Consider the following 17,805-nt stretch of genomic DNA (forward strand, 5'->3'; position numbering starts at 1 on the left):
CATTAATTTAATTAACTATGTTTTTAAGTTGATAGAAAAAACGTTCTATTAAGCGTAAATCTTCTGTAACGATATCTGCCGTTCCTTTCATTTCTTGACGAAATGTAATTTTTTTATTGTAACTCGTAATTAAGTCTTGTTGTAAATCGACATCTATTAAATAATGTCCATCTTCATTTGGTATTAAAGAAATTGATTTTACTTTTCCATTGAGTTCTCCAAATTCATCCGATGGATAATTTAACAGCTTAATTTGCACACGTTGTTCTTTTTCAATCTTCCCAGAATTTGCCGCAGGTGCTTTTATTTTACCTATAAAAGAGGTGTTTTTTTGGGGAATAATTGTAAAAATTAAATCTCCTGATTTTGCTGTTTGATTTTCGCTCCAATAGGACAGAAATGATACTTTCCCTTCTATAGATGATTTTAAGGCATATAGTTTTTCCCAGTCTTTTATAGCTTTTTTTAAATACAGAAACGATTGGATGGCTTTTTTTTGTAATCGTGTGTCGTTCTGAATTTTTTTAATGGAGGTATTTTCTATGTTCTGTTTAGAGTTTCCTATTAATTCACGTAGTTGTGAAATAGATGCTTCTAAATTTTTGTAAGCGCGTTCTGCTTGTAAAAACTCTAACTCTTTTTGTTCCTTATTTTTTGCTGAAATAACACCTTTAGCAAACATTGTTCTACTCCGCTCTAAATCATTTTGTTTATATTCTAATTCCTTTAAGTTTAGTTTTTTTTGCGATAATAATATTTGTAACCTGCCTTTTGCTTCTATTACAGACATTCTATTAGCAAAATCTTCAGGTCTGTAAGGCGCTAGTTCTTTGTTTAAAACATATTCTGTATAATCATTCTCAAATTGAGAGTAACTAGTAGTTATATCTCCTAAAACTAGTGGTGGTATTTTATCTAAAGGAAAAGAGAACGTTTGCTCATAATTTATGGTATCTACAATACTCTTTAATAACAATACATCTTTATAGGATGCACTGTTCTCTAAAACTGCTAATATTTGATTTTTTGAAACGTTTTCTTCTTCATTTGCTAAAAAAACTTCAAATTGCCCACTTGATTTAGCATAAATTTTTTCTGGCGGAAATGAAGTGGTTACCATTACTTCTGCCGTTATAACATCTGGATATTTTACAAACCAAGAAATAAAAAGAAGTATTAAAATTAGTAAAAAAAACAGGGTATTCCCCCAACGAATCATCCAGTGTGGTATGTGGCTTAATATTTCTTGTACTTCTTCGCTTCGTATTGGTATGTCTCTATTGTTTTGCGGCATCTTACTTTTTTAAAATTAAAATAATTAGAAGCAAAGAGCACAATTCTCTTTGCTTCTAATAACTAATAAGCTATGCAGAGTATGTTATGCTTAATACTACTGCATATTAGCTGTCTAGCATTAATTTAAATATGGTGCACATAAGTACCCAGTATTTGCATTAAATGATTGACACCAACCTGCGGTGTTACAGCATTTACCTGCTCCGCAACGATATTGACTATCACATTGCTCTACACCACCGTTAATAGTTCTTTGTTCTGCTTTATTTAAAGCTTTCCCTAAGTTTAAAATCTGTTTTTTCATAATAATATAGATTAAATATTAACAAGGAAGATAGCAAGGGCAATCTTCAAAAGGCTCTGTTCCATACCTATCTACTTGCATTTGTCGCATTGCTGGAGATGCGCTACAGAATTGTTCGCAGGTGTAAATGTAACCTCCATTAATTTCAGATTGTTCTACTTTATTTAAAGCTTTTCCTAAGTTTAAGATTTGTTTTTTCATAATTAAAAAAATTAAGTGTTTTTGTTTAACTTGATTATTTAAAGTTTTTAATACTATTTTAGAGCAAAACTATTTCTTTAGCTTTGGCTCGTATTTTTATATTTAATAGACACAGCTATAGCTTCCATCAGGATTTAAGTGACATTTTCTAGGAGGATAGCATATAAACCCTTCAAAATTGCATAATTCGGGTTTTCTATCACCCCCATTAATTTGTTTTTGTTCTCCTTTATTTAAAGGATTACCTAAATTTAAAATCTGTTTTTTCATAATAAAAAAATTAAAACATTAATATGCCTTGATCATTTAAAGACACTCAAGGTTTGTGTCTATTCCTCGCGAGAGAATTTTTTTAGGTTTAAAACCCATTTTATATCTTAATATCTATTTGCCCAAGTTTAATTGATTCTTTACTAAATGGTAATAACTTCCATTGAGTGCTATTAATTCTTCATGGGTTCCTTTTTCTATAATCTTTCCTTTATCTAAAACAACTATTTGGTGCGCATTTTTAACTGTACTTAATCTATGAGCTATGACTACTGCTGTTTTATTGGTAAAAAAAGTATTCAGTTTTTCCATTATAACTTTCTCATTATTCGCATCTAAAGCTGAAGTCGCTTCATCAAAGAATAGAAACTTAGGATTTTTATATACAGATCTTGCTATTAATAATCGTTGTTTTTGTCCTGTACTTAATCCTGAACCTTCTGTTCCTATTTTTGTATTAAATCCAAGTGGTAGGCCATCTATATAATCTGAAACATTAGCTACATTAATGGCATGTTCTAGTTTTTTTCTATCTACATAGTCCTCTCCTACTGCAATATTTTTAGCAATGGTATCATTAAAAATATAGCCTTCTTGCATAACTACCCCGCAGTTTCTTCTCCATTCCTTTTGTGATATATTTTTAAGATTGAAATTATTTACAGTAATATCACCACTATCTACTTGATAAAAGCCAAGCAGTAGTTTCATTAAAGTTGTTTTTCCGCTACCACTTACTCCCACAATTGCTGTTGTTTTATTTGCTGGAATTTCTAATGTTAAATCTTTTAAAACGGGTTCTAAACCTCCTGTATATCTAAACGAGATATTTTTTAGCGTAATGGATGCGTTTTCTGGGATATTGGCTACTTTTTCGTCTTCTGGTTTTTCTTCATCTTCCATATTATGAATTTCGCCTAATCTATCTATAGAAATTTGTGCATCTTGCACATCTCGCATAAAGCTTATAAGTTGGGTTATAGGGCCATTTAATTGGCCTACTATGTAACTAATTGCCATCATCATACCCAAAGTTATTTCTCCATCTATTACAAGTTTGGCAGATAGTATGGTAATGAACATGTTTTTTAACTCGTTAATAAAGTTAGAGCCTACACTTTGTGTTTGCTCTAAGGCTAAGCTTTTGGTTGCTACTTTAAATAATCGGGCTTGTACGTATTCCCAGTTCCAACGCATACGCCTTTCGGCATTATGCAGTTTAATTTCCTGCATTCCGTTTATAAGTTCTATAACTTTACTTTGTTCTTGGCTTACTTCAGAAAATCGTTTATAATCGAGTGTTTTTCTTTTTTTAAAAAAGAATAGGACCCAACCAAAATATAATACGCTTCCTATTACAAAGACTCCAAAAATTTGTAGGCTATAATAGCCCAAAACTAAACTGAATATTATAAGGTTAAAAAACGAGAAGAGTACTGTTAAAGAAGAAGTAGTTAGTATTCTTTCTATACGTTTGTGGTCGTTTATTCGTTGTAATAAATCGCCAGTCATTCTAACATCAAAATAAGAAATGGGTAGCTTCATTAATTTGATGAAAAAATCGGAGATTAATGAAATATTTATTCGTGTGCTTAGGTGTAATAAAATCCAGCTTCTTATAACTTCTAATGATGCTTTACCAATAAACAGAAATAATTGTGCAAATAATATTAAATAAATAAAGTTTAAATCCTGATTTTTAATCCCTACATCTACAACACTTTGTGTTAAAAAAGGAAGAATTAATTGTAGTAAACTCCCTGCTAATAAGCCTATAATTAATTGAATTATAAAGCGCTTATATTTAAACAGGTATTTAAATATAAACGAAAAACCAAAGGCTTCATCTTTTTCAAATGTAGATTGATAAAACTTGGGTGTTGGTTCTATTAATAAGGCTATACCTTCCTCTGTATTATCATCTGCATTATTACCTATCCAATGTTTAATAAATTCATCTTTGGTGTATGTAATTAAACCGTGTGCAGGGTCTGAAATATAAACGGTATCTTTTTTTATTTTATAGAGTACTACATAATGGTTTTTATTCCAATGTACAATACAAGGTAGTGGTGCTTCTAGTAATTTTTTATAGGCTAACTTCATGCCTATAGATCTAAAACCTACAGATTCTACAGCTTCACTTAAGCCTAATAAACTACTTCCCGCTCTAGTTGTTTCGCTTAAGTTTCGTAACTGTTGGGTATTAATGGTTTTACCGTAATACTTAGCTATAATTTTAATGCAAGTAGGTCCACAGTCTTTGGCTTCTGTTTGCTTGTATGTTGGAAATTTTTTCAAAGAAAACCTAGTTGTTATATTAAAATAGAAAGGAAAAAGTTCCTCCCTTCTCTATTTTTTAGTTTTAACGCGTTTAAAAGTTTTTAAACCTTTGCTTATAAAACTAGTTTGGGCCATAATCTGCATTTGCAAAACAAGGATGGTGGAGTGCCTTCATATACGCCTGGTATGTCTCCATTTGGGCACAGTGTCTGGCAATTGGATGCTTGTACTGTTGTACCGACGTGACAAAAACAACGACAATTTGGCCCTGGCTTAGGTCCTCCTCCATGTATTGCCTTTTGTTTTGTTTTATTTAAAGCAACTCCAAGGTTTAAAATTTGTTTTTTCATAGTGAAACTATTTAATAACTATATTTGTGGCGAACATTTTATGACACTCACCATTTGTGTCTATTCTTCGCGAGAGAATATGTATGTTCAAACTCAAAGCCCTAAAAAGGGCTTTGTTTATTTCTTTACATTGTTTGTACTGTAGTAATGGAACTAGAATTTTGATTACTACTTTCTTCTAATTCTTCTATAAATAAAATTAAGTCCGATCTATTGTATGCTTTTGGAAAAGACTTACCGTTAATTAAAATTTCTGGAGTAAAATGTATGCTATTATTTTTGCACCATATATTTTCTTTTTCCAGTTCTATAATCGAAGTTTCTTTTTGTTTGCATTCTCCCCATTTTTTTAACCAGGTAATAGTGTCTCCTTTTTCATAAATTTCGCTCATTGCTAGTAAGCACTTATATTCTCCTTCTACTCTGTATAGCTCTATAAGACGAGTGGTTATTTTAACAGCTTCATTGTTTTTATCTTGAATACTTATATTAAATCGAATTATAATTTTTACATTTTCATTATACTTGTGTAATATGTTATGTATTTGCTTGTGTACGGGCTTACAATGGCCACAAAAAGGGCTTGTTACAATAACAATCTCTAATTTAGACTGGTGGTTTCCAAAAATAATTTCTTTACTTTCTGTTATTTTTGTATTTAATTTTGGTGCTTTATTAAGCATGGTTTTAAACAGTTCAAAATTTCTTTTAAACTTAACGCTTTCTATTTTCACTTTTCTTAAACTGTTAACCTCCTTAATAAGTGGTTTTATATTGTGCCATATTAGTCCTGAGCTTATAATAATGAAAGCAAAAACAATACTATTATTAAGATTAAATTCTGTAATTACATTGTTTTTAATTATTGGTATTAAGGCTTGTAACCATAATAATCCTACTATACTTAAACATAATAAGCACCATGTTTTTACAACTGCATACTGGTAATACAATGAATATATAGTTACTGGAATTGCTAACAGGCTAACCATAAAAGGCAATACAGGGTTTGTTATTTGAATAAAAGTGGTTATTGTTATTGCCGAAAAATAGGTTAAGCAAAAATCGCTCAACTTATAGCCTTTTATAATTTCTGCTCCTTTAGAGCTTAGTACTGCATCGCAGTCTTTTTTATTATCCATTCCAGAACAAAAGGCGTCTCCAATAGATGTTTGGAAACCTAACTCTTGTTTTATAATTGCTACACTAATTACTACGCCTATTATGGATAATACTAAGTATGCTATATTATATATTGAGGCTGTACTACTAAATACTAAAAACAGAGTAAAAACAGCTAGTAAACTTACACTTATATAGTCTCCTATTTTAGATGAACTTGTTTTTACTTGGCTGCCTTCTGTTTTTTCTACAGCTACAATTATACCTGTAAACTTTTTAAGAAATGCATCTTTTAATACTACTTCTTTTTCTTTCTTATTTTCTGTGCTGTAGAGTTCATAATTACTATTCTTTCTTTCTACAACAACTAAGCGTTTAATATTTTCCTCTTTTATTTGCGCTATAAAACAATTTGGTAATTGTTCTAAGGTTTCTATATCTACAGGAACTTCCGCAGCGACATTGTCTATATTAAAATGATCTAAAACGCCTGTAATGGCATGTAAACTTGGATACGATGGGTGACTTTGTATTTGAAAACTTAACTCTTCTTTATCAAAAGAGATGCTATTTTTTTTAAGTAATCTCTGTACTAAATGTGTTAGTGAATTTTTCAAAAAAAAGTATAGTTTTTAGAATAGCTATTTTCAGTATTTACCAAAGCTATTTTTTTAACTTAAAAAAAGCTTAAAAAAAGCCATACAATAAGTAAGGCTAAACCATACTTCTATTGCTAACCATAGAAATAAGTGTTTGCAAAGTTTAAAATTATTAGCTGTTTTTAAACGCCCCAAAAACTTCACGTCATTTATTTTATATAAAAATATTGCCTTATCTACGTGTAGATAAGGCAATATTTTTTGTAATTATTTTATGTTGAAGAAGTAAGTATTACTTTAATATTATTTTTTTAGTTAATGTACGGTCTCCTGAGTTAAATTGTAAAATATAAATACCACTAGACAAACTAGATAAGTCTAGGGTTTTATTATAAAACCCCGATTTATTTTTTAGGGTTTCTTGAAACACCTTTTGCCCAGTTGTAGAATAAACTGCAACTTCATTTTTATTTCCGCTAAGTTTATTTACATCGTAGATTAAGTTTATCTTTTTGTCTACTGATGGGTTTGGATAAATTCCGAAAGAGATACCTTCTGCAACTTCTTCTACACTTAAAGTATTAGTAATGTTTTCAAATTTAAATGTTAAATCTCCTGAAGCGCTTCCTGAAAAAGTTGTGAAATATATTCTATAAATTGTATCATCTGCATACTTTATATAAAATGCTTTATCTGAATCTACAGTAAAACCTGCTCCAGAAAACGATTTCCAATCATAACCTACAGTATTTATAGCTGTAGAATACGTTAATGTTGGATTGGCTGGCATTCCTCCTGGCTCATCATTTTCTGCAACTTCTACCAAATCATTATGTAACACTCCTGTTACTAAATATTGAGTGTTTGGTGCTACTTCTGTAAAATATCTTGTAAACTTTATATCCCAATTTGCAATTGCTGGTTCTGCAACTACTTCGGTGTTATCTTGTAATGAGTAATAGTTGTATTTATTGTTTGGATTACTGGTATTGGCTACTGTAGCAGTTACATCTGTACTCCACGAACTTCCATCCCAATTGCTATATTTAAAATTATATGCACCTTGGTAAGATTCGTTTATAAATTTTTTATAACTACCATCGGCATATTTTAATACAAATATTACTGTACCTTCTACTGTATGTGTTACAATATTATATTCTCCCCAACCATAGGTTGCAGACCCTTTAGAAAAAGCGCCATCATTCCATACTGTATCACTATTGTATAATTTTGTCCATGAAGATTCATTAGCTACATCTATAGTATTCCAGTCATTAATATTATTAGAGGCTTCAAAAACTTCAATGCCTTTACCTCCATTTACACGAATAGCTTGTGCAAAGTTACTGGTTCGTAAAAATGCTATATCCCAAGAGTTAGCAGCAAATACTGTTTCTGTTTGTGTACTTAGTTTATAATAAACTTGATTAGAGTATCCAGCTCCCATACTTGTATTTACAGTTGTTTCTTGTGCGCTAATAATAGCTGCACTAAATAGCAAGGCGAATAAAAAATGTAATTTTGTGTTCATTTTAATTTATTTAATAATTTATTGTAATAGTTTATATTCAAATTCAGGGTAACCACGCTCTCCATTACTATTAGTTAATCCTAAAAATTTTAGTTTGTATATATTATTGTTTGAGTCTTTTATAATATAGAATCGGTCTGTATTTACAGCTCCTGTAAATACACTTCTCCAACTACTTCCTATAGTAGTTTGGTCTTGAGAAAAATTAGAGTTTATAACATCTTGCAGTGTAAAATCATTATAAGTAAAAGCTGTTGTATCTACTTTATAAGCTACAGCTCCACCTTTTCTATTATGAAATACAAAGTCTGAAAACCCGTAACTCCCAGCTCCAGGTAATACACTTGTAAACACACTAAAACAGAGATCCCATTTTTCTTTTTGTGGCTCTACATCTACCAGTGTATTGGTATTAAAACTAAAGTGTTTAAAATTATGGCTAGCGTTTTTAGATATTGTAATTTCTTGGTGAGACGTATCATTTAAATTAGCATATTGTAAAATATAGTCTTCACCACTTTTTAGTACCCTAATTTTTTTCCAACCTCTAGCATCTCCTGCTATGGCAACACTTCCAACATTTGGAGTTACTGTACCTACTTCGTAACCAAGGTTTAAAAGATATACTGGGTTTTCACTATCTGTATCTGATATTTCATTTATAGCAGTTTCTAAAATATTTCCATTTGGCGCATCTACATACGCTGCATTTGAAGGATTAAAAGTTCCAATGGCTACTTGAGACTGTATACTTGCCACATCTGCTTCTGTTACAGCATCTATATTAGTTTCGGCTAATGCTTTAGTAGCCATATAAATAGATCCGTTTATGGTTACTCTAAATTCATCTCCGTTATAAAAGCCTAAATCCCAAGAATCTCTTTGTACTAACGTTGTACTTTCGCTACTTAAATCTACATATACTTGATTGCCTTCATTTGGTCCACCTACTTCTGCATTTATACTACCGCCTAATGCTGCAGATGCATTAATTAAAAAATTAGAGTTTCCTTGAATATTAGAATTTCCATAATCTATTGTGGTAATAGCAAACTCAATTTCTGTAGTTTCATCTAATGCTGTATTTAACTTATTAAAAGCAATAGTATTTTGGACCTCGCCATTAACTATTGGTAATGTTATAACATTATTAATGGCTGCTGGTAATGTAGAAAAATCTATACCATAAATAGCATTTTCTGGACTAATTTGAATGGTTACACTTCCATTTTGAACAGCTGTTTCAGAATATACTAGTGTAATAGTTTCTTCATTCTCTATTTCCATTAAATTTTTCGATAAACTTGAGAAAGCCACGACAAAAGGATCGCTTTCCAAACTATCATCTTTACTACAACCACTTACTACCAATACAGAAATGCATAGTATTAAAGTTGTAAATTTTAAGTATGAAATTTTCATGTTTTTATATATTTAAATTGTAAGCTAATTTTAAAAAATACGAACGGCCATAGCCCAAGAGTAGATTTGTTGGTGGCACGTTATGAGCCCCCCCAGAAAAGGCCGTTGTATTTACAGAAGTAACATCTAGTAGGTTTCTTACACCAAATGTTGCTTCAATTTTTTTATCTAAAAATGATTTTTTTACTGTGGCATCAAGCCAACTGTAACCTTCTGTAGTCCCTTTTTGAAACTCTTGATTTCCTTCTGCATTTGTTCTTTCTACAAATTGGTGTTGTTGACCTATATATTTAAAATAAAGTGCAAATGCTGTGTTCCAATCTGGAACAACATAATTGATGTTGGTATTTAACTGAAAATTGTATAAAAAATCGTCTTTAGCGCTAGTGTTAGTATCTAGAATTTTAGAGATACCTAATAAAGAAACTCCTAGATTAACCTTAAACCTATTATAGGCTATTGTATTTTCGGTAAATACTCCAAAAGACTTATAACTATCTATATTGTTATATTTAAATGCTAATGGTGATTGCTCTACAACTATAAGTTCTATCCTGTCGTTAATAGCTATGTAAGAAGTACTTATTTTATGCTTTATGCGTATGTTTTCATTAAATAAGGTGTATTTTTTCTTTACATGTATGAATGCAGATAAACCTGTTTCTGGATTTAAATTAGGGTTTCCTTGTACATTATGGTTTACATCTACAAAATAGGTAAACAACTCATCGTAATTTGGTGTCCTGTTTGCAGAACCAACAATAGCTCTTAACTCTAAATCGTTTTTAAATACGTATTTAGAACTTAATGAAAATACATATTGGTTATCGAAAAGATTTGTAAACGATACACGCGCTCCAGGTCTTAGCGAAAATTGATTATTTATATTTATTTCAGACGAAGCAAATACATCGTAATTATTTAGTTTCTGTTCAACTAAATTCTCATCTGGATCTATTGTAATTGCTAACGGAGATCCAAAACCTTTTTCGTTAGTAAGTTCATAACCTGCTTGTAAATTAAAAGTTGCAGTTTGTATTATATTACTAAAGGTTCCTCTAGAAAATAATGCTGTTCTAGACAGGTATTCTCCTTCTTGCTTATTTAATTTCTCGTCCCTTCTTATACGGTAAGTGTAGGTTTCTAAATCTTTTTTTTGCTCTTGGTAAGACCAAGATATATTATAATTTATTTTATTAGCTATAAGCCCATTACTGTTTAAGTGATGTATGTATCTATTATTTCTATATATTTCATCTAGGGCTAAGGGATCGCTAGTTGCAGTTGCAGAATTCTCGTTTAAATCTACTGTACTGTTGTATTTATTTATACGCTCATTAAAAAAATCGAACTTATAAAATATATTAAACTTCTTTTTTTTATAATCTAAAAGTAACTTAGCATTGTGCTGTGCTTTTGGTAACCATAAATGCCCTCTAAGTCCATCATTTCTATCGTAAGCCTCTCCTAGCCTATTATTCCAAAATCCTCCAAAGTCGTTTCTTGTATAAGCTATGTTTCCAAAAAGATTATCTGTAATATTATGGCCAATTTTAACAGATTGTATGTGCCTTCCTTTGTCAAACCACTCATATTCGCTACCTACGGTTTCTTCTTGAGCATAGATTGTTAACGCAGTTTTACTGCGAGACGATTTTTTTGTAATAATATTAATAACTCCAGATACTGCATTAGCTCCATATTGCACCCCCATAGCGCCTTCTACAATTTCTATTTGCTGTACATCGTCTAAGTTTATTAATGTTAAATCAACATTGTTTCCAACACCTTCTTCATTAATTACCGGTACATTGTCTATTAGTATTTTAAAATACTGGGCATCTAAACCAAATAAACTTACACCAGATTTACCTGTAGATGTATTTGGTGTTACATTTATATTTAATGATTGGTTTAAAAGGTCTGCTAAGTTATTTGTGGCACGTTGTTCTATTTCTCTTCTATTTATAACCTTTACTTCAAAAACAGACTTTTTTACAGATTGCGCATTGTATTGTCCCGTAACTACAACTTCATTAAGGGATTCAATGTTTGTAGAATCTTTTTCAACCTTATTACGCTCTTGAGCTAAAAGGTTTGTTATTAAAAAAAGTGAAAAATAAATCGTTAAATATTTTTTATTTAGAATCATTCTTAATTAAATTTGCTGCAAATATATATCTTATTTTTATTCAATCTAAATAAGAATAGTAAAAAATTTAATTTTTTTTAACACATACAAATAATCTTACAAAATGAAAAAATCAACTACATTCATTATTTGCTTTATAGTATTTCTAGGCACTATAAACGCTCAAAGCAAGAAAAAACAAGACCGCCAAGCTATTAAAGAAATGTGTGGTTGTTTTGAAGTTACGTTTAACTTTGCCGAGACTTTTAAGTATAGTAAAGACTCTCTTTATAAAGCATCAAAAACTAAAACAGATAAAGCTTTAGAATGGGCACAATTGGTTGAAGACGGTAAAAACAAAATATCTATTCAACATTTATTACAAGTAGGCCCACCTACAAAACCTTACATCGTAAAACACTGGAGACAAGATTGGTTATACCAAAACACAGATTTTTACATGTTTAATGGCGACAATACCTGGAACTATGTTAGCAAACCCAAAGCAGATGTAAAAGGACAATGGACTCAAAAAGTATATCAGGTAGACGATAGCCCGCGTTACGAAGGTTCTTCTACATGGGTACATGTAGATGGTAAGAGTTATTGGGAAAACACAACAGATGCCCCATTACCTAGAAGAGAATACACCAAAAGAAGTGATTACAATGTAACAGTTAGAGGTAACAGACAAGAAATTACAAAAAACGGTTGGGTACACGATCAAGATAACGATAAGGTGTTAAGAGAATCTGGTAAAACCGATGTATTAATTGCTAAAGAAAAAGGCTTTAACACTTATGTAAAAGTAGATGATAGTAAATGTAAAGCTGCTGCCGATTGGTGGAAAAAAAATGAAGAAAAATGGGCTATAGTTCGTAAAAAATGGGATGTAGTTTACGGTAATAACAAAACACTGTCTTTAAAAGCTAAGGTAGATAATAAAGCTTTATATAAGCATCTATTTGCAGATGAAATGACTAAAGAAGATGAAATAGCAGACGTTATAGAATCTTTTGTAAAATAATGAGCTTATGAAATCTATTAAACTAACCTTTAGTCTGTTATTATTAACAATAGCTATGGGTAATGCTCAAGATTCTAATATTTTTTTAGATAGAGCCTACTGGAAAACAAACCCATCTATAAAATCTATAGAGCAAAACATTACAGAAGGTCATGATATTTCGGCTTTAAGTTCCTCGTACTTTGATGCTGTTTCATGGGCTTTAATAGAACAAGTAGATAATAGAACTATTAAGTATTTGCTTAGTAAAAAGGGTAACGATGCTAATAAGAAAACTCACGATGGTAGAACTTACGTATTCTGGGCGGCTTACAAAAACAACTTAGAAATGATGCAGTACCTTATAAATAAGGGGGCAAAAATGAATGTTATAGATAGTCATGGCTATTCTGTTCTAAATTTTGCTGCGGTAACAGGACAACTAAACCCAAAACTATACGATTTATGTATAGCAAACGGCTCTAACCCCGTAACAGAAACCAATCATGATGGTGCTAATGCCTTATTACTGGTAGCTCCGTTTTTACAAAACGATACGTTAATTAATTACTTCACCTCTAAAGGCATCTCTATAAATAGTACAGATGCAAACGGAAATGGGTTGTTTAATTATGCCACAAAAAACGGGAATATAGAACTATTAAAAACACTAGTTAGTAAAGGTGTAAAAACTAATGTAATAACAAAAAATGGAAGTAATGCAATGATTTTTGCTAGTCAAGGCACAAGAAGACACACCAATTCTTTAGAAGTCTTTAAATATTTAGAGTCTATTGGGGTTACGCCAAACATTACAACAAATAGTGGTACCACGCCATTACATGCCTTAGCTTATAAATGTAAAGACTTAAAAGTGTTCGATTATTTTATATCTAAAGGTGTTGCAATAAATCAAGCAGATAAAGAGGGAAATACAGCACTATTAAATGCTGCATATAATAATGATTTAGCAGTAATAAAACACTTAATAAAATTAACAGACAATATAAATGTAGCTAATAATGAAGGGAAAACGGCATTAACGAATGCCATATATCGAAATACAGTTGATGTCGTTGACCTTCTTATTAAAAACGGTGCAGATATTACAGTTAAAGACAAAAACGGTAACACCTTGGCTTACTATTTACTAAAAGCATATAGGAGTAAATCTCCTGAAATATTTAATAAAAAGTTAGCCTTATTAACTAAAAACGGGTTAAATATAAAAGCAACTCAGGCTAATGGTAATACACTGTTTCATGTCGCATTAGACAATAGTAATTTAAATTTATTAAAACGTGTGCATGACTTAGGTATAGACGTAAACCAGAAAAACGATGAAGGGATTTCGCCATTACACATTGCTGCTATGAAAGCTAAAGACCAATCTATTTTAAAATATTTAATAAGCATTGGTGCAGATAAAACTATTAAAACAGATTTTAATGAGTCTGTATACGATTTAGCTAAAGAAAACGAGCTTTTACAGCTTAATACTATTAATATAGAGTTTTTAAAATAGAGTTTTAAAACACTATAACACATATTAGTGCCAACTGTAATGCTCATGTTAACTACAATAAATCAAAAAAAAATAACAATACTATTTAAGCAAATGAAAAAAATGCACTTATTTAAAACGCTCCCATTCCTTATATTCTCTTTTATAATATTTTCAAGTTTTATCACTAAAACTACTTCATATAAATGTATGATACAAATGACTAATTATGCTGGCGAAGGTGCCTATATAGCCATTTCATTATTAAATCCTGAAGGAGCGTATGAAAAAACACTGTATGTACAAGGGGATGATGACGAGTGGTATTATGATATTACAGAATGGTGGAAATTTCAAGGAAAAGCAAGAACAGATATTGATGCAATTACTGGTGCTACTTTAAGCGGTGGAGAGCGTGTAATTAGTATAATCTCTATAGATAACGATAAAATAGATAAAGGTTATAAAATACGTTTTGAGACTGCCGTAGAAGATCAAGAATATTATAAAGATGATGTGGAATTTGAATTAACTTCTGAAACTATAAAAAGTAAAATTGAAGGTAATGGCTTTATACGCTATGTACGCATGATGCCACAATAATAGTTATAAAAAATGACCATTTCAATTTGGAGGTATAGCCATTTAGCCTTGGCTATATCTTCTTTCATATTCATAGCGTTAGCCTCTATTACTGGTATTATTTTAGCTGTAGAACCCATTTCTAATCAGTTAAAACCGTACGCTATAGACAATAGCGAACAAATAACTTTAGCCGAAACAGTTAGTGCTTTAGAGCAACATTATGATGAGGTTATTATGTTAACCATAGATGCTAATCGTTTTGTATCGGCATCTGTTGTTACTAAAAAAGGAGAGAATAAAACCTTTTATATAAACCCTAGAACAGGAGAAAAAATAAGTTCTATTATAGAAAAGGCACCCCTTTTTAAGTTTGCTACCAACTTACATAGGTCTTTATTTTTAAAGTCTACTGGGCGTTTTATTATAGGAGTAATAGCATTAGTGTTGTTATTAATGGCAATTACTGGCGTCTTGTTAATTGCAAAAAGACAAGGAGGCATACAACGGTTTTTTTCAAAAACCATTAAAGAAAATTTTGAGCAATATTATCATATTGTAATAGGTAAATATACGCTTATACCTATTATAATTATTACGTTAACGGGGATTTATCTGTCTTTAGAAAAATTTTCGGTAATACCAAAACATAAAACAACACATACTATTAATACTGCATCTCTCACAGCATCTCCTAAAATAAATACTACAGATTTTGCTCTTTTTAAAACAATTACATTAAATACAGTAAAATCTGTAGAGTTTCCCTTTTCTAAAGATGTCGAGGATTTTTTCTCAATTAAATTATTAAACCGTGAACTATTAGTAAATCAATACACTGGGCAAATAATAAGCGAGAAAAAGAACACGTTAATGGCAACATTATCGAGATGGAGTTTTATATTACATACAGGGCAGGGCAATATATTATGGTCTATTATTTTATTAATAACCTGTATTGCTATTTTATTTTTTATTTATTCGGGTTTTGCAATGACTTTAAAACGCAAAAAGAAAAGCCCCTTACCCCATAATCGTTACAGTAAAGACAACGCAGAATTTATTATACTTGTAGGCTCAGAAACAGGAAGCACTTTTAATTTTGCCACTACTTTTTATAACGCCTTAATTACTAACGAAAAAACGGCTTACATATCAGAATTAAACCATTATAGTACTTACAAAAAAGCAAAGCATTTAATTATTTTTACTGCAACCTATGGTGATGGCGAAGCTCCAAGCAATGCCAAGCATTTTAAAAAACTGGTACATAATACACCTGTAGAAAACACACTTAATTATTCGGTAGTTGGGTTTGGGTCCCTTATATACCCTAAATATTGTAAATATGCATTAATGGTAGATGCAATGCTACAATTACATCCAAATTTTATTCCTAATCGCCCTTTATGTAAAATAAACAATCAATCTTTTGAAGTCTTTAAAGAATGGGCAAAACAATGGAGTAAAAGTGTTGGTTTAACATTAAAGTTATCTCCTATACCTAATACCAAATCTAGAAAAAAAGACACCACGTTTTTAGTAGAAAATAAAAGTCCATTAAATATAGACCACTCTTTTTTATTAACGTTAAAACCTACTAAACGTACTCCATTTACCTCTGGAGACTTATTAGCTATTTACCCAAATAACGATCCTGTAAAGCGCCTCTACTCTATAGGCAAATTAAATGACTCTATTGTATTAAGTGTTAAAAAGCATGAGTTAGGTAAATGCTCTAATATACTCTACCAATTAAAAACAAACGACATGATTACTGCAACTATAGAACGTAACCCTAATTTTTATATCCCTAAACACGCCAAAGAAGTTATAATGATTGCTAACGGTACAGGCATAGCGCCATTTTTAGGCATGATTAACGACAACAAGAAACAAATAAAAACACATTTATTTTGGGGAGGCCGTACACAAGAGTCCTTTGGTATGTACTCCCAATTAGTAGATAATGCTTTTGCAAATAAAACCTTATCTAGTATACATGTGGCCTATTCTAGAGTTTACGATAAAAAAATATATGTACAAGATTTATTATTAGAGCAAAAAGACTTTATAAGCAAAGCAATACAAAACGGCAGTATTATTATGTTATGTGGCTCTGTGTCTATGCAAAATGCCGTATTACAAACTTTAGAGCAGATAATAACAACGCAATTAAATTGTTCTTTAAGTACGCTTGAAAATTCGGGACAACTAAAAATGGATTGCTATTAATTGATTAAAACAATAAAACATGTGCCATAAACTAAAAACAATAGCTACAGTAAAAAGTGGGGAATTATCTATATGTAAAGGCTGTAATAGCTACCAATTAATATTTAACAACCTTTTTTTTGAATTTAATCAAGACGATTTTGATGCCTTTAAAAATTATATTCTTAATATAGAATTAGACCATGCTGGGCAAAAATATGCTTGCTCTAAACTAAAAAGACGCATTCCTATTCCTTCGTTACAAAAAAACTTACTTTTAATATTTAATACTCAAGAAATTAAAGAGTTAAAAACACTTTTAACCACTAAAACACCATCAATATATAAACTATTAGATATTAATGATATCGATTACACTTTAATTATAAATTAAATAGACTAGTTTTATAAGCTTAAGAAGTATTACTTATGGGCTTAGATTATACAGAAGGATGCGTAAATTTTAGAGATGTTGGGGCATACATTAACCTCATTTTAGGTAAACAAGTGCATCCTGAAGGTAAATTATATAGAGGTGGTAGTATAGATTATGTAAAAGACATTTTAGAAATAGCACACTGTAAAACTATTATTAACTTACGCAAACGTGCAGATTTTGAAGACTTTAATTGTAACTACCTACATTTTTCTATGGCTAACAACATTGAAAAATATGATACTAGCCAAAAGGAAGTAAAACACTGGTTAAACAGTATTATAAAAACTTTTGAAAACCCAAAACTTCAATACCCTGTTTTAATACACTGTTTATCTGGAAAAGACAGAACAGGTATAGTAGTCGCTGCTTTGCTTTTAATTATTGATATAGATAAAGAAACTATTATTGAAGAGTATTTACTTAGTAATGGAGAAGTTACAACAGCACTTATTACTTTAGCGATAGATGGAATGCTACCGCTTGCTAATTATTTTGAAGGGTTAGATTTAGAACAAATTAAAAATATGCTTTTAAATGCTTAAAAAGAG

General features: G+C 30.6%; 16 protein-coding genes. 6 read left to right on the forward strand and 10 right to left on the reverse strand.

Translation table 11 applies throughout. The features are described from left to right. Window positions 1-7: 7 nt before the first annotated feature. The 10 genes from ACVC08_RS18735 to ACVC08_RS18780 form a co-directional block, all read right to left on the reverse strand. Window positions 8-1,294 (reverse strand): HlyD family efflux transporter periplasmic adaptor subunit, encoded by a 1,287-nt coding sequence (locus ACVC08_RS18735; RefSeq protein WP_452603206.1) that lies wholly within the window; start codon window positions 1,292-1,294, stop codon window positions 8-10. Between the two features lie 120 nt (window positions 1,295-1,414). After that, a complete protein-coding gene (locus tag ACVC08_RS18740; protein WP_452597940.1) occupies window positions 1,415-1,600 on the reverse strand; it encodes a hypothetical protein in 186 nt (61 codons plus the stop codon). 18 nt (window positions 1,601-1,618) lie between these two features. Next, a complete protein-coding gene (locus tag ACVC08_RS18745; RefSeq protein ID WP_452597941.1) occupies window positions 1,619-1,801 on the reverse strand; it encodes a hypothetical protein in 183 nt (60 codons plus the stop codon). 102 nt (window positions 1,802-1,903) lie between these two features. Next, window positions 1,904-2,071, reverse strand: a complete 168-nt coding sequence (locus tag ACVC08_RS18750) for a hypothetical protein (RefSeq protein WP_452597942.1) — start codon at window positions 2,069-2,071, stop codon at window positions 1,904-1,906. 114 nt (window positions 2,072-2,185) lie between these two features. Beyond that, window positions 2,186-4,372: a peptidase domain-containing ABC transporter gene (locus ACVC08_RS18755; protein ID WP_452603207.1), complete on the reverse strand. Its 2,187-nt coding sequence runs from the start codon at window positions 4,370-4,372 to the stop codon at window positions 2,186-2,188. A gap of 95 nt (window positions 4,373-4,467) precedes the next feature. Further along, window positions 4,468-4,704: a hypothetical protein gene (locus ACVC08_RS18760; RefSeq protein WP_452603208.1), complete on the reverse strand. Its 237-nt coding sequence runs from the start codon at window positions 4,702-4,704 to the stop codon at window positions 4,468-4,470. A 125-nt stretch (window positions 4,705-4,829) separates the two neighbouring features. Beyond that, window positions 4,830-6,443: a vitamin K epoxide reductase family protein gene (locus ACVC08_RS18765; protein WP_452603209.1), complete on the reverse strand. Its 1,614-nt coding sequence runs from the start codon at window positions 6,441-6,443 to the stop codon at window positions 4,830-4,832. A 274-nt stretch (window positions 6,444-6,717) separates the two neighbouring features. Next, on the reverse strand, window positions 6,718-7,959 hold the full coding sequence (locus tag ACVC08_RS18770; RefSeq protein ID WP_452603210.1) for a T9SS type A sorting domain-containing protein: 1,242 nt from the start codon (window positions 7,957-7,959) through the stop codon (window positions 6,718-6,720). 18 nt (window positions 7,960-7,977) lie between these two features. Beyond that, on the reverse strand, window positions 7,978-9,381 hold the full coding sequence (locus tag ACVC08_RS18775) for an HmuY family protein (protein ID WP_452603211.1): 1,404 nt from the start codon (window positions 9,379-9,381) through the stop codon (window positions 7,978-7,980). 4 nt (window positions 9,382-9,385) lie between these two features. Next, the gene (locus ACVC08_RS18780) at window positions 9,386-11,533 is read right to left on the reverse strand and encodes a TonB-dependent receptor plug domain-containing protein (RefSeq protein ID WP_452603212.1); all 2,148 of its coding nucleotides are present in this window, start codon (window positions 11,531-11,533) and stop codon (window positions 9,386-9,388) included. Between the two features lie 103 nt (window positions 11,534-11,636). On the opposite strand from ACVC08_RS18780, the gene ACVC08_RS18785 reads away from it, so the two are divergent. The 6 genes from ACVC08_RS18785 to ACVC08_RS18810 all read left to right on the forward strand — a co-directional run bounded on the left by ACVC08_RS18785 (window position 11,637) and on the right by ACVC08_RS18810 (window position 17,799). Next, on the forward strand, window positions 11,637-12,539 hold the full coding sequence (locus ACVC08_RS18785) for a DUF6607 family protein (RefSeq protein WP_452603213.1): 903 nt from the start codon (window positions 11,637-11,639) through the stop codon (window positions 12,537-12,539). Window positions 12,540-12,546: 7 nt separating this feature from the next. Then, window positions 12,547-14,043, forward strand: coding sequence for an ankyrin repeat domain-containing protein (locus ACVC08_RS18790; RefSeq protein WP_452603214.1), 1,497 nt, complete (start codon window positions 12,547-12,549; stop codon window positions 14,041-14,043). 93 nt (window positions 14,044-14,136) lie between these two features. Then, window positions 14,137-14,625, forward strand: coding sequence for a DUF2271 domain-containing protein (locus ACVC08_RS18795; protein ID WP_452603215.1), 489 nt, complete (start codon window positions 14,137-14,139; stop codon window positions 14,623-14,625). A gap of 12 nt (window positions 14,626-14,637) precedes the next feature. Continuing rightward, a complete protein-coding gene (locus ACVC08_RS18800; protein WP_452603216.1) occupies window positions 14,638-16,839 on the forward strand; it encodes a PepSY domain-containing protein in 2,202 nt (733 codons plus the stop codon). 19 nt (window positions 16,840-16,858) lie between these two features. Continuing rightward, window positions 16,859-17,212, forward strand: coding sequence for a DUF6686 family protein (locus tag ACVC08_RS18805; RefSeq protein WP_452596727.1), 354 nt, complete (start codon window positions 16,859-16,861; stop codon window positions 17,210-17,212). Window positions 17,213-17,247: 35 nt separating this feature from the next. Then, window positions 17,248-17,799, forward strand: a complete 552-nt coding sequence (locus ACVC08_RS18810) for a tyrosine-protein phosphatase (protein WP_452603217.1) — start codon at window positions 17,248-17,250, stop codon at window positions 17,797-17,799. Window positions 17,800-17,805 lie beyond the last annotated feature (6 nt).

The sequence above is a fragment of the Pontimicrobium sp. MEBiC06410 genome (assembly GCF_053601615.1).